At 68.1% G+C, this 13,607-nt stretch carries 13 protein-coding genes; 7 read left to right on the top strand and 6 right to left on the bottom strand.

Features of this window, described 5'->3' with window-relative positions; genetic code table 11:
- On the bottom strand, positions 1-1,164 hold the full coding sequence (locus ACFQO7_RS31270) for an ABC transporter substrate-binding protein (protein WP_376809758.1): 1,164 nt from the start codon (positions 1,162-1,164) through the stop codon (positions 1-3).
- A gap of 219 nt (positions 1,165-1,383) precedes the next feature.
- On the opposite strand from ACFQO7_RS31270, the gene ACFQO7_RS31265 reads away from it, so the two are divergent.
- From ACFQO7_RS31265 to ACFQO7_RS31235, 7 genes are all read left to right on the top strand, one after another.
- A complete protein-coding gene (locus tag ACFQO7_RS31265) occupies positions 1,384-2,118 on the top strand; it encodes an SDR family NAD(P)-dependent oxidoreductase (protein WP_376809757.1) in 735 nt (244 codons plus the stop codon).
- Positions 2,119-2,203: 85 nt separating this feature from the next.
- Positions 2,204-2,698: a (2Fe-2S)-binding protein gene (locus tag ACFQO7_RS31260; RefSeq protein WP_376809756.1), complete on the top strand. Its 495-nt coding sequence runs from the start codon at positions 2,204-2,206 to the stop codon at positions 2,696-2,698.
- A 3-nt stretch (positions 2,699-2,701) separates the two neighbouring features.
- Positions 2,702-3,706, top strand: a complete 1,005-nt coding sequence (locus ACFQO7_RS31255) for an FAD binding domain-containing protein (RefSeq protein ID WP_376809755.1) — start codon at positions 2,702-2,704, stop codon at positions 3,704-3,706.
- Positions 3,703-5,931, top strand: a complete 2,229-nt coding sequence (locus ACFQO7_RS31250) for a xanthine dehydrogenase family protein molybdopterin-binding subunit (protein WP_376809754.1) — start codon at positions 3,703-3,705, stop codon at positions 5,929-5,931. Before ACFQO7_RS31255 ends, ACFQO7_RS31250 begins: the two co-directional genes overlap by 4 nt.
- Positions 5,932-6,195: 264 nt before the next feature.
- Positions 6,196-6,663, top strand: coding sequence for a hypothetical protein (locus ACFQO7_RS31245; RefSeq protein WP_376809753.1), 468 nt, complete (start codon positions 6,196-6,198; stop codon positions 6,661-6,663).
- A 133-nt stretch (positions 6,664-6,796) separates the two neighbouring features.
- Positions 6,797-7,480 carry a response regulator gene (locus ACFQO7_RS31240; protein ID WP_376809752.1) on the top strand — a complete coding sequence of 228 codons (684 nt, stop codon included), beginning with the start codon at positions 6,797-6,799 and terminating at the stop codon, positions 7,478-7,480.
- Between the two features lie 113 nt (positions 7,481-7,593).
- Positions 7,594-8,451: a hypothetical protein gene (locus tag ACFQO7_RS31235; RefSeq protein WP_376809751.1), complete on the top strand. Its 858-nt coding sequence runs from the start codon at positions 7,594-7,596 to the stop codon at positions 8,449-8,451.
- 55 nt (positions 8,452-8,506) lie between these two features.
- Here the strand turns inward: ACFQO7_RS31235 and ACFQO7_RS31230 are convergent, their stop codons facing one another.
- The 5 genes from ACFQO7_RS31230 to ACFQO7_RS31210 form a co-directional block, all read right to left on the bottom strand.
- Complete coding sequence (locus ACFQO7_RS31230) at positions 8,507-9,622, bottom strand: acyltransferase family protein (protein WP_376809750.1); 1,116 nt, start codon at positions 9,620-9,622, stop codon at positions 8,507-8,509.
- Positions 9,623-9,931: 309 nt separating this feature from the next.
- A complete protein-coding gene (locus ACFQO7_RS31225; RefSeq protein WP_376809749.1) occupies positions 9,932-10,711 on the bottom strand; it encodes an HNH endonuclease signature motif containing protein in 780 nt (259 codons plus the stop codon).
- A gap of 119 nt (positions 10,712-10,830) precedes the next feature.
- Positions 10,831-11,181, bottom strand: coding sequence for a hypothetical protein (locus tag ACFQO7_RS31220; protein ID WP_376809748.1), 351 nt, complete (start codon positions 11,179-11,181; stop codon positions 10,831-10,833).
- Between the two features lie 735 nt (positions 11,182-11,916).
- Positions 11,917-12,846 (bottom strand): hypothetical protein, encoded by a 930-nt coding sequence (locus tag ACFQO7_RS31215; RefSeq protein ID WP_376809747.1) that lies wholly within the window; start codon positions 12,844-12,846, stop codon positions 11,917-11,919.
- Position 12,847: 1 nt separating this feature from the next.
- Entirely contained in the window at positions 12,848-13,198 is a 351-nt protein-coding gene (locus ACFQO7_RS31210; protein ID WP_376809746.1) for a hypothetical protein, read from the bottom strand.
- Positions 13,199-13,607: the final 409 nt, after the last annotated feature.

The raw sequence follows: 13,607 nt of genomic DNA, 5'->3' as shown, positions 1-13,607 counted from the left end.
TCAGCCGGCCAGGGCCTTGGCCCAGTTGGCGACGAGGTCGGCCTTGGCCTTGTCGTTCTGCGCGGGGGTCGGGAAGCTCGGCTCGCCCTCGACCTTCGGCAGCGCGGACACCAGGTCGGCCTGCGCCGTACCGTCGGTGATCATGCCGGGCAGCAGGACGGGGCGGGCGAAGCCCTTCAGCCACAGGTTCTGGCCCTCGGCGCTGTAGAGGAACTCCTGCCACAGCCGCGCGGCGGCGGGGTGCGGCGCGTCGAGGTTGACGGCCTGCGCGTAGAAGTTGGCGTACTTGCCGTCGGCGGGGATGGCGACCTTCCAGTCGATGCCCTTGGCGGCGAACTGCTTGGCGTACCCGGCGTTCAGGTAGTCCCAGTCCAGGCTGATCGGGGTCTCGCCCTTCTCGACCGTGGCCGGGGTGGACTCCACCGGGATGAAGTTGCCGGACATGTTCAGCGCGGCGAAGAAGTCGATGCCGGGCTGGATGTCGTCGAAGCTGCCGCCGTTGGCCAGCGACGCGGCGTACACCGCGGCGATCGCCGCCCCCGCCTTGGTCGGGTTGCCGTTGAGGGCGACCTTGCCCTTGTACTCGGGCTTCTTCAGGTCGGCGAAGGTCTGCGGGCAGACCGCGACGCGCTTGGCGTCGCAGCCGATCGACACGTAACCGCCGTAGTCGTTGAACCAGCGGCCCTCGGCGTCCTTCTGCGAGGCCGGGATCTTGTCCCACGCGGCGACCTTGTACGGCGCGAACAGACCCTCCTGCGCGCCGCTGATGGCGAACGCGACCCCGAGGTCGAGCACGTCGGGGGCCCGGTCCTGGCCCTTGAGGGTCTTCACCGCGGTGAGCTCGTCGGCGCTGGAGCCGTCGGGATTGTCACTGTTGACCTTGATGCCGTACTTCTTGCTGAAGGCCTCGATGACCTCGCCGTAGTTGGCCCAGTCCGGCGGCAGCGCGATGACGTTGAGCTGGCCCTCCTTCTTGGCGGCGGCGATCAGCCCGTCCATGCCGCCGAAGTCGGCGAGCGAGGTGGCCTTGTCTGCGGCGACCCCGGAGGCGGTGGCCGGGGCCTCCTCCTTCGCGCCGCACGCGGCGGCGGCCAGGGCCGTGGTCAAGGAAAGCGCCAGCACGGCGGCCAGGCGGCCGGTCCGGCGTGAGAGAGCGGGGTACATCTGCGGGTCTCCCGGGTGGGTCGGATCTGCAAGCGCCCCCAGTAGGCACGGCGGGGATGTCGGCGAACTGAACTGCGTGACATCATTCGGCCGCGCCGGCCTGAACAAGGCAGGCGACGAGCCTGGAACGTGTGCCATGTCACCGGACCGGATTCCGCCTCGTGGTCGGCCTGCGGGCTGGACCGGGCCGACGCCCGCGGCACTGGCATGATCGCGACCGTGACGACACGCGTAGCCCTCATCACCGGCAGCTCCCGCGGACTCGGCCGGGTCATCGCCCGGCGGCTGGCCCGCGACGGCATGGCGGTGGCCGTCAACGGCCGGCAGGAGAAACCGCTGGCCGAGCTGGTCGACGAGATCCGCGCCGAGGGCGGCACCGCCGCCGCCTTCCCCGCCGACATCACCGACGAGCAGGACGTCGCCCGGCTGGCCGATACGATCGCCGCGCGGCTGGGCCCGGTGGACGTGCTCGTGCTCAACGCGACCGGCCCGCAGCCCGAAGGCCTGATCGGCGACGCCGACCGCGCCGCGTTCGAGGCGCAGCTGGCCTTCTTCGTGCACAGCCCGGTGCTGCTCGGGCGGGCGCTGACGCCGGGCATGATCGCTCGCGGCTTCGGCCGGATCGTGCACCTCGACTCGGAGGTGGCCGACCGGCCGCAGCCGGGCTGGTCGGCGTACGCCACCGCGAAGAACGCGCAGATCGGCCTGGCCCGCGCCTGGGCGCGCGAGCTGGCCCCGCACGGCATCACCGTGAACAGCGTCGCGCCCGGCTGGATCCCGGTCGAGCGGCACGCGGGCTCCACCGTGGACGGCTACCTGGCCACGGTGCCCGCCGGCCGGATGGGCACCCCGGAGGACATCGCGCACGTGGTCAGCTTCCTGGCCGCCGAGGGCGCGGGCTTCGTCACCGGGCAGCGCATCGTCGTGGACGGCGGCCGCAGCCTGCACGCCTGACCGCCGCCCGATCCCGCGTTGGCGCTCCGCTCGACCTGGTTTGTCATAAAATCGGGTGATGTGCCGACCCGTGCGAGGGGGCGAGATGGCTGCCACGGAACCGGCGTACGAGGTGGAGCTGTCGTGCGCGGTCAACGGGGAGCCGGTGCACGTGCGCGTGGACACCCGGGAGTCGCTGCTCGACCTGCTACGCGAGCGGCTCGGCGTGACCGGCCCCAAGAAGGGCTGCGACCACGGCCAGTGCGGCGCGTGCACGGTGCACCTCGACGGCCGCCGAGTGGTGTCCTGCCTGACCCCCGCGGTGCAGGTGGCGGGCGCGGACGTGACCACGGTCGAGGGCGTCGCCGGGCCTGACGGCGAACTGCACCCGCTGCAGCAGGCGTTCATCGACCACGACGCGCTGCAGTGCGGTTACTGCACCCCCGGCCAGATCATGTCCGGGCTGGCCTGCCTGGCCGAGGGCCACGCGGGCGACGACGACCAGGTGCGCGAGTACATGAGCGGCAACCTGTGCCGGTGCGGGGCGTACGCGGGCATCGTCGCGGCCGTGCGCGCCGTCGCCGAGCAGCAGGGGCGCTGAGGCGTGCGCCCGTTCGCGTACACCGCAGCCGCGACCGCGGCCGAAGCCGTCGACGCGCTCGCGGCGGCAGGCCCGCAGGCCCGGCTGCTCGCGGGCGGCACCACGCTGTACGACCTGATGAAACTGGAGATCGAGACCCCGCCGGCGGTCGTGGACGTGCACCGGGTCGCCGACCTGGCCGGCTTCGACACCTCCGGCGAGCGGGAGCTGGTGTTCGGCGCGGGCGCGCGGATGGCCGACGTCGCCGAGGACGGCCGGCTGCGCCGTGACTACCCGGCGCTGACCGAGTCGCTGTGGCGGGCCGCGTCGCAGCAGCTGCGCAACATGGCCACCCTCGGCGGCAACCTGTTGCAGCGCACCCGCTGCCCGTACTTCCGGGGCGGCGAGCCGTTCGCGTGCAACAAGCGCAGCCCCGGCAGCGGCTGCGCCGCCCAGGAGGGCCTCGACCGCTCGCACGCGCTGTTCGGCGGCAGCGAGTCGTGCATCGCGGTGTACCCGGGCGACTGGGCCACCGCGCTGGTCGCGTTCGACGCCGAGGTGGACGTGCTCGGGCCGGGCGGCGCACGCAGCCTGCCGCTGGCGCGGCTGCACCGCGAACCCGGGGACACCCCGCAGCTCGAACACACCCTGGAACCGGGCGAGCTGATCACCCGGATCCGGGTGCCGGTCACCCCGGCGGGCCGCGGCTCGGCCTACCTGAAGATCCGCGACCGCGAGTCGTACGCCTTCGCGCTGGTCTCGGCGGCAGTCGCGCTGACCCTGGACGGCGACGGCCGGGTTGACGAGTGCCGCATCGCCGTCGGCGGCGTGGCCACCCGCCCGTGGCGCGTGCCCGCGGCCGAGCAGGCGCTGCGCGGGCAGCCGATCACCGAGGCGAGCGCCCGCGCGGCTGGCGAGGCCGCGTTCGCCGACGCGCGTCCGGGCCGCCACAACGCTTTCAAGATCGAGCTGGGTACGCGCACCATCGCCGACGCGCTGCGCCTGGCCGCGGGCAGGGCCGCCGGATGAACCCGCATCCCGCCGACGTCCCACCCGTGGACACCCGCCGCGTCGACGCCCGGGAGAAGGTCACCGGCGCCGCCCGGTACGCCACCGACCTGCTCCCCGACGACGTCGCATACGCCGTGCTGGCCACCGCGACCACCGGCCGCGGCCGCATCACCGAACTGGACACCTCGGCCGCCGCCGCGGTCCCCGGCGTCCTGCTCGTGCTCACCCACCTCGACCACCTCGACCTGCAGTCCCCCGGCTTCGTCATGGGCGGCGGCTACGGCGTGCAGAGCCTGCAACCCCTGCTCGACGACCAGATCGCCTACCGCGGCCAGGCCATCGCGCTGGTCGTCGCCGAAACGCTGACCGCCGCGACCCAGGCCGCCCACCTGGTCCGGGCCGCCTACGAGCCGGAGCCGTTCGCCGTCACCCTCGACTCCCCCGGCGTCGAGCGCCTGTCCCAGCCCGCGACCATTCCGCTGCCGTTCCTCGCCGACCTCGACATCGGCGACGCCGAAAGCGCGTACGCCGCCGCCCCGGTGCGGGTCGACGCCGTCTACGACCAGCCGGCCCAGCACCAGAACCCGATGGAGCTGATCGGCGCGACCGTCTGGTGGCACGGCGACAGCGTGGTCGTGCACGAGGGCACCCAGAACGCCGCCGCCATCCGCCACGGCCTGGCCCGCCAGCTCGGCATCGACCCCGACCACGTCGAAGTGATCTCGCCGTACACCGGAGGCGGCTTCGGCCAGAAGAACTCGCTGCAGATCCACATCGCACCCCTGGCCGTGGCCGCCCGCCGGCTCGGCCGCCCGGTCAAGCTCGTCGTGTCCCGCACCCAGCTGTTCCACCACACCAGCTTCCGGCCCGCGAGCCGGCACCGGATCCGCCTCGGCGCCGACGAGCACGGCCGGATGCTCGCCGCGCTCCACGACGTCGAGCACCAGACCTCCCGGTTCGACCTGTTCCCGCTCATGTACACCGAGACCACCGCACGCCTGTACGGCATCGGCGACTTCCGCGGCCGGCAGACCTTCGCCCGGGTGGACACCCAGACGCCCGGCTTCATGCGCGCCCCGTTCGAGCACCCGGGCGTGTTCGCGTTCGAATCCGCCGTCGACGAGCTCGCCTACGCCGCGCACCGCGACCCGCTCGAATTCCGCCTCGCCAACGACACCACCGTCGACCCCGTCACCGGCGAGCCGTTCTCGTCCCGCCACCTGGCCCAGTGCCTGCGCCGGGGTGCGAAGCGCTTCGGCTGGAGCGCCCGGCAGCAGCGACCGGCCAGCATGCGCGCCGACGACGGCTCCCTGGTCGGCTGGGGCGTCGCCGTCGGGGCGTACCCGGCCTCGATCGTGCCCTCTGCCGCGCACCTGGTCGCGACCGCCGACGGCCGGATCCGCGTCGAGGTCGACGGCCACGAGATGGGCCAGGGCATCCGGTCCTCCATCGCCCTCCTCGTCGCCGAGAACCTGGGCATCGGCGTACGCCACGTCGACATCGTCGTCGGCGACACCCGTGTCGCCACCCAGCACCTGACCGCCGGATCGTGGGGCACCGCCTCCACCCTCGGCGCGGTCCACGCCGCACTGCGCGAACTGCGCAAACAGCTCGCCGTCGAGATCAACGGCCCGGTGGACGTGACCGCCGCCGTCGCCGCGACCGGCCACGACCACGTCGAGGTCCGCGCCGAGACGCTCGGACCCGGGCAGACCGAGCAGGACGCCGAGCACGCCCGGCAGGGCCTGGTCGCCCTCTCCGGGCCGGAGTTCACCGGGTACAGCACGTTCAGCTGGATCGCCCACTTCGTCGAGGTGCACGTCGAACCGACGACCTGCCGCATCCGGGTGCCCCGCGTCGTCAGCGTCGCCGACTGCGGCCGGGTGGCCAGCCCCGTCACCGCCGCCAGCCAGGTGCGCGGCGGCATCGTCTGGGGCATCGGCGCGAGCCTGCGCGAAGCCGGCGAGGTCGACCCCCGTTACGGCGGCTGGCTCAACGCGAGCCTGGAGGAGTACCCGGTGCCGGTCAACGCCGACATCGGCACCCTCGACGTCGACTTCATCGGCGAACCCGACCTGCGCTTCCACCCCGTCGGGGTCAAGGGCCTCGGCGAGGTCAGCATGGTCGGCGTCGCCGCGGCGGTCGCCAACGCCGTCTACCACGCCACCGGCGTACGCCACCGCCGCCTGCCGATCCGCATCGAGGACGTGCTCGCCGGGTCTTTGGCTGATCGTGCCGGCTGACCGCTCCGGGTGATCGTTCCGGGCCATGATCGCCGTCTCAGGTCATGATCTGCGGTCGGACCGCAGTTTCTGTCCTGAGACAGCGATCATCGCCTGTGCGGCGGCTGGGAATGCTGGGCGTCGCCTGGGGAGAAAACGCTCGTCGCCGGTCAATTCCGGCAAGGTCGTGCCGTTCTGCCAGGAGGGCTGGAGGTTCTGTCGGCGATTCGTCGAGCCAGGCGCGGCAGCGTCGGAGACTCACCGATCGCAAGGAGACGAATTCCCATGATGAAGTTCTCGAAGAAGACCCTGGTCACGGTCGGCGCCGCAGGAGTACTGGCGCTCGGCATCGCGGCGCCCGCCGCGGCGTGGGCCGCCGACGGCAGCGGGACCGCGTCCGCCGGAACCACCGCGCAGGGCAAGGACAAGAACGACCAGCGTGCCGAGCATCAGCAGAAGCTGGCCGAGGCGCTCGCCAAGGAACTCGGCGTCGACCAGGCGAAGGTCTCCGCCGCGCTGGAGAAGGTGCAGTCCCAGCTGCGCCCCGACGGCAAGAACGGCAAGGGCGAGAACCGCGACGGCAAGGCCGCCGACCGGACCGCGCAGCTCAAGGAGCGGCTCGCCGCGGCGGTCAAGGCCGGCAAGCTGACCCAGGCCGAAGCCGACGCGATCATCAAGGCGACCGAGGCGGGTGTCCTCGGCGGCCACGGCCACTCACCGGACCGTACCTCCTCCAGCGAGTCCGGCAAGTGACCCCGCGGGCGGCGTCCGGTGAGGGGGATACTCCGGACGCTGCCCGCAGCGGCATCCCGATCAAGGCTGTGAGCACGGCGTGAGCGAACCGGCTCATGCCCCGCTAACGGGGCATGCGATGAGCTGTCCCCTGATGGCACGCGTACTGCTGATAGACGACCACCGCACCGCGCGCGAAGGCCTGCGCCTGGCGCTGACCCGGCACGGCCACATCGTCGCGACCGCGGACAGTGGTGAGCAGGGCCTGGCCCGCCTGCGTACGTTCGCCGCCGAGGTGGTCGTGCTCGACCTCGCACTGCCCGGCATGGACGGCTTCGACGTGTGCCGCCGGCTGCGGGCCGAGGGCGACTTGCCGATCATCGTGCTGACCGCCCGCGACGACGACATCGACGTGGTGGCGGCGCTGGAGGCGGGCGCGGACGACTACGTGATCCAGCCGGTGCACGCCCGGATCGTCGAGGCCCGCATCCGCGCAGTCCTCAGGCGGGCCCGTCGCGAGCCCGCGCGGCCGGTCGGCTCGGAGCGGCACGGGGCGCTGACCATCGACCGGGCCTCGCTCTGCATCGGCAAGTCGGGGCGGCGGGTCCGGCTCGCCCCGACCGAGATGCGGCTGCTGCTCACCCTGTCGGCCACGCCCGGCCGCGTGCACAGCCGCCACCAGCTGCTCGAAGCCGTCTGGCAGCACGACTTCCTCGGCGACTCCCGCCTGGTCGACGCCTGCGTGCAACGCCTCCGCGCCAAGATCGAGGACTCCCCCGCCAGGCCGGTCTACGTGCAGACGGTCCGCGGCTTCGGCTACCGCTTCGGCCCGGTGTAAAACATCACATCCTCGGCCGATAGCCGCACGGACGACGATATTGCCAGCTCACGTGGCATGCAGCGCACCATCACGAGGTGCTAGGGTCCCCGCACCGATCAAAGGGAGACCGTATGCGCCGCGTCGCATCAATCATGTGCGTGGCGCTGGCCGGCATCGCGCTGACCGGCAGCCCGGCCGCAGCCGAGGTGGCGAGCGCCGACGTCGCGATCGAATTCGAGTCCGCCAACGTCACCCTGGCGACGGTGAACCCGGAGAGCGGCCTGTTCAAAGGCGACACCGGCATCGGCTACGTGACCGTCGTCGTACGGACCCACAACTACGGGCCGAACAACACCGAGAGCACCGCGGTCGTCAGGGAGATCACCGCGCCACCCGGCACGGTCTTCCGGCAGCTCGACGAGAAGTTCTATGCGCAGCGCCCCGGCCTGTGCACCATCGTCACTCCCCACACCCGCGTCCGCTGCAAGGTCGACGGCTCGATCTGGCTGGATACGTACAACGGCGGCAGCGGCGGGCACACGAGCACCCACTACTTCGTGCTGAAGAAGAAGTGCGTCTCCCCCGGCCGGTTCCGCCTGGACTACCCGGGCGACCCGAAAACCTCGAACAACTCGGCCTCGATCCCGCTGAAGATCCCCGGCGTCACTGCCGCCACCTGCGCCGGCGCCCAGCCGAAGCCGTCGCCGACCCGGGCCGCAGCCAGCCCGAAGCCGGCGGCTGCGGCAAGCCCGGCACCGACCACCCTCGCCGTTTCGCCGAGCCTGGCCAGTGCCTCACCGTCCATGGCGAGCCCGGCCGCAGCCGAGTCGACCACTGAAGCCTCACCACCTGCGGTCGCCCTCGCGGCATCGGAGAGTTCCAGCCCGAGCAGCGCCATCGCGCTAGGTGTGCTCGGAGCCCTGGCCGGAGTGGGCCTCCTGGCAGGCTTCTGGTTCTACGCTCGCCGCAGGTCGGCCGCAACGCCGTGATCAGGTTGCCGTAGCGCGAACCACGGCGACCGTCTCCGCCGTCCGCCGGGTGTGATCACCCGACGGGCGGCGTTGCCGTGTTCGCGTACTGCTGGCCGGGGCGACGGCCCTGGAACAGGGGCAGCTCGAACAGCCACGACGCGCCCAGGCTGAGCAGCGCTCGATGGATCAGCAGGCAGAGCGCGATCACGACAGCCGACAGGACCGCCGGATAGCAGAGCGCCGCAATGATCTGACCGGTGAACCCGAGGGTGGAGATCGGTTCGTGGAGCAGCTGGTGCAGCAGTGCCAGCACGGGCATGTGGATCACGTAGATCGGCAGGGTGCGGCGTCCCAGGGCGGCGAGCGGGCCGCCGACGGCGGGCACTCGGGTGAGCCGGGCGGCGGCGGTGATACCGAAGGCCACCGCGATGAGGCCGACGGCGAGCCATACCCCGGGCCATCGTTGTGCGCCGGCGACGGCCATGGCGATCAGCGCGCCCGCATAGGCGAAGAAGCACCCCGTGAGTCGGCGGCCGGTCGCGGTGTCGGCCCATCGTTCGATGTGAGGTCGCAGGTAGACGCCGACGAGGAAGAAGACCAGGTTCTGGTACAGGCCGCCGCGATCGCCCGGGGTGGCGAGCACGCCCGCTGCGGTGATCGCCGACAGGGCGGCCGCGGCGGTGAGCACCGCGGCGCGGGGCAGGCGGTGGAGGGCTTTGGCGATGACGAAGTAGACGGCGAGGGCGTACAGGTACCAGAGGTTCGACGGGGTGATGGTGAGCTGTTCGAGCAGCGCAAGGGAAGAGTCGGCGCGGGCCGTGGCGAAGCCGGGGGTGGTGCCCAGGATCGCGGTGTGGATCAGCAGCCAGGCGGTGTAGAGGTAGAGGAACTTGGCGATGCGGGATCGGGCGGTCTGTCGCCAGGTGCGGGCCAGGGCGGTGGTCGCGAAGACGCCGGAGATGGTGAAGAACAGCGGCATCCGCAGCGGGAGGAGCTGCTCGCCCAGGGTGCCCCAGGCACCGGGCAGCGGGATGCCGATGTGCCAGTCGACCTGCAGGTAGTCCTTCATGACCACGTGCCACAGCACGACGAGGACGATGCAGGCACCCTTGGCGGTGTCCGCCCACAACGCGCGTGGGCGAGACCCTGGGACCGTGTCGGTGATCGGCGGGGTGAGTTCTGTTCGCACATGCCGAAACTGCCGAGCCGATGTCTGCGCCCATCGCGCATCACGTCACAAGACCGTCACAAGACGCGTATACGCAACGCCGACAGTCCCGCCCGACCAAGGCCGACACTGCCACGCCGCATGCTGTTCGACACAGTCATCACGATCTTCTGCATGGTACTGACCACGGATTAGGCCGTGGCAGCGACGTCAGGCGGCGACGAAGTGCAGCGTGGTGTCCGGGCACTGGGTCTCGGCGCTCAGCCTTTGGCAGCCGCCAGCCAGTAACCCCCCAGCCTCGGCTCCAGGGAGCCGGGTGCGGCAAGTTAGCTAAGCTCCGCGCATTTCTTCCCTGATTTCCGCCCGAACTGCACGGGCAACTGCATCCATACGGCTTTCAGGTATGCAATTGCGCATGTGGTAAGCGAATGCCTTACCTGCATGACAGTCACATTCCTGCTCTTGCTCTTTGAGGTTCAGGTAGTCGGCAGTTATCCAGCGGTCTAGAAACTCCTTACCTTCATCGGTAAGTTTAAATGTCTCTAGCACTGGAATGTTTTCCACGAAGACTGCCGAACCCGGTACGGGCAGAAGATACCCATCACGAGTGAGCTGCCAAAGCAACAGGCGGTTTCCGGCCGCCAAGGTAATCTCGTCCTCGTTGGCCGCCTCCTGGGTTTCGATCACATCGAAGATGCGCTCTGCCTGCTCCTGAAAGTCTCGCCGCACAAGCGCATTGAACTCCTCCACTCCAAGCATCTCGCGCATGGCGAGAGGGAAAGCTAGCTTAATTTGGATGTCCCGCCTTATGGCGAAGTGCTCCAGCACTCTCCGCTCTAGCGAACTGTAGAGACTATTAATCATCGACAGATTTTGCTTGTACTTTTGCATTGCCTTGCGGTCGATCTCTCCCCGGTCATACCGCGTGTGGCATGTTGGGCAGAGCGCGATCAGGTTGACCATTTCGTGAACCCGGACCTTTGCCCACGGAACAATATGGGCGATCTCCACGGGATGCGTCCGGCAAGTTGGTATCGCGCACCTGTGTCCGGCCTCAACCAGAACCTCGCGCTGAAGCGGGACAGGAATGTCAGGGCGGCCTTGCGCCATCCTTCCTCCACAAGCGAGACGTCGAAACGATGCCCATCACGGTAGCGCGCCAGCTCCGGCGCGCGCCGGCACCGAGAGCGGGCCAACCTCGCCCGCCCCTCGATGCCGGGGTCGCAGAGCTACCAGAAGTCCCTGCGCCGCTCTTCCTGCCTATGGTTCTCGGCCCACCTCACCACGTACTCGTCCACAGCAAGCCTCTGCGCGGCGCAGCCGTGATCCCGGCTTCGCTCAGCCGCTTCAACCAGTCGAACGGCTAATGCTCCGCGGCTGGCAAGTGCGCTGACGACCTTCTTGTTCGCTTCTTCAAGTTTGGTCTGGGCACGGCTTTCGCTCTCGCGACAAGCGAGCAGCCGCTCGCGAATCATGCGCTCATGCGCCAAGGCCCGTTCGAGCTGCCGCTCAAGACGCTCGCCTTGGTGGTTTACGCAGTGAGCGCAGATCTTGGGAAGTGCGCCGTCTCGATCGCGCATCGTCTGGGGAAGATCGCAACAAGCGCAGTGAAGTCGGATAGCTCCGCAGCCGGGATGCTTCTCCTGAGTTCGGCGGATTGGCATGGGGCGCACGACGCGCCTCCTTTCACTGCCGGGGCGTCCCTCGCCCAGGCAAGTGAGACTTCGCACGACAGCACACCGTGCCTTCTGCAAGAAGACATGCTGGTCATGTAGGGTTCCGGCTGCGAGGACCAATCGCCACCTGACCCCGGCTGGGGTGCCGACACCGGCGCTCACGCCGGGGTCATTTCTGTCTCTGTCGCAGAACGTAACCGTCGATGGCTCGCCAAATCAAGCCGACACGCCCGAACGCGAACGCTATATGTAGGGCGTCAGGGCGTTCGTGTCGACAACATCTTGGGTTTTGAGAACGACTCATCACGCGCCAACCTCTTGCGACCTTGGGCTGGCATCGACTCAGCGATACCGTCCGTAAGTGCCGGGTTGGCCCGCGGCGAGTCCTTTTTTAGAACGTACGAACGAATCAGTGCCGACACGATACCGCTCGGGGACGACAGTCCTCCAGCAAGATGCCCCCGCTCACCTAGCATCTGCGAGCGACAGGGGCGGTGTTTTAGCTCGCCCCACGATCTTCTGTTAGGTGCTGACCTGGCGGAAGTTCGCCGGGATTAGGGACTCTGCGCTATCAAAGTCCAACGAAAGGCTGCGGCTCATCCGGACCGGACTGCCCAGCGGTGTGTCCTGCGCTTGCTCTCAGTGAGAATCGGTGCATGAGTCCAAGAGCGCCCGCAGGCACTCGACGTGTCGGTCATATTGCATCGGCGAAGTAACGAGAACTCGGCCCGTGCCAAAATCGTTCCTAGCGACAACACCGATTTTCAGCAGGCCGTCATACGAGTACCCCGTCGTTGTGTCGAATCTGTTTACTTGAATATCGAGCTCGTCGAGTGTTGCGACGACCGATGTATTCTGCGCTGGTTGGAACATGTTGTACTGAGAGAGTGGCCCCATGCAGGACCCATAGCTGGGCCCCGACGTCACGCTCTTGGCAAGAAAGTCTCGTACTCCAGGAGCCAATAACGCTTCAAACGGAAATGGAAGCTGAACGCGGGTGGACGTTCCATAAGATGTCAGGGCTAGCCCCGGAGCGATGTCCTCCCATCGCTTAGTCGCCTCACCTAATGCCCCGGCCGCCGCCCAAATACGCTCGGCGACCTCCTGTGCGACAACTTCGGCGATCTTGCTAACCCCCTCAACCCCCACCTGGATGGACTCTATATTAATTTTGACCTTTCGAATCGGCACAAAACCGTGGCGCACGGGGAACTTGCCGGCCTCGAAGGTCAATACAGAATTATCGGCCTTCACCAATCGACGCAGGCAGTCGTCGAAGGGAAGGGCGGCCAGGGCCTCTGCCGACATTTCGCTGAGAAGCGGTGCCATGTTGATCTTGTCGAGCGTAAGCTCGAATCGAGCGTAAAGATCCTCTCTTAGCCGGGTGGGATCGGCTTGCATGAACGGGATAGAGCCCGTCGCAAAAGTATAAACTACTTCAGAATACTTGACCCCTAGGATGAATTCAGGACGCGGCAATTCGGCGGCTTCTTCGGCGCTCGCCCTTCGCTGTAGGGCGAGAACATCTAGTTGATCCGGTTCCATGGTGACTTGAGCATGATCGTTCATGCTAACCGCCTCTCCTTTCCCGCAGGCGCTTCATCGCTACATCTATCTCATCTGTTCCGGCTGCCTCCAATAGTTGTTCGCGCAGTGATCTGAACTGTTCGACTGGCGGATCTTTCGCGGTTACAGCCTGAAGTAACGACTCGCGCAGATGGGGGGGCATCCACAGAGACGCGCTAATCAGCCTGTCGAGGCGCTCGTCGGTAAGCAGTTGGCCACTCTGAACCGCAAACAGTTCGCGCCACATCACCTCGAAGGCATCGAGTCGCCTCGGAATCAGTGTCAAAGCCATCTGCTGGGACCGTGCCGCGATGTTCTCAGACTGCGCGCGACGCATTGTCATGGTGGCCAGCACGAAGGATAGGATTGTGGACACTAATGCAATGATCCCTGTAATGATCGAGGGCCACGGCACGGCATGCCCCTTTCGCCTGACACTGGATGTCCAGTTCTCTTTAAATTGTAGAACTCGCGGACTTGGCAAGCGGCCGTAACTGCGTTTCCCGGTTTACTGCCAGTCGGACAACACATCGCAACTACGCTGCCAGCGGTTAACTCCGCTGTTCGCTGCTCACGCTGTTGCCAGCGAGCCTCAACGCTGCCCTTCCACGGTACCGAGAAAAGGAGATGGCTCGTGGCAGCCTGCCGTTAGCCAGCGCAGGTCACCAGCCTGGGAGCGCCAGCTTGACCCAGTGAGGCTGACAAACGTTAGCCTCGGTCTTTCATGAGTAATAGATCTTGGATTGAGGTCGACTAGCTTGATG

Source organism: Catellatospora aurea, from assembly GCF_042663325.1.
GTDB classification, from domain to species: Bacteria; Actinomycetota; Actinomycetes; order Mycobacteriales; family Micromonosporaceae; genus Catellatospora; species Catellatospora aurea.
This window is presented reverse-complemented; position numbering and strand designations above follow the sequence as displayed.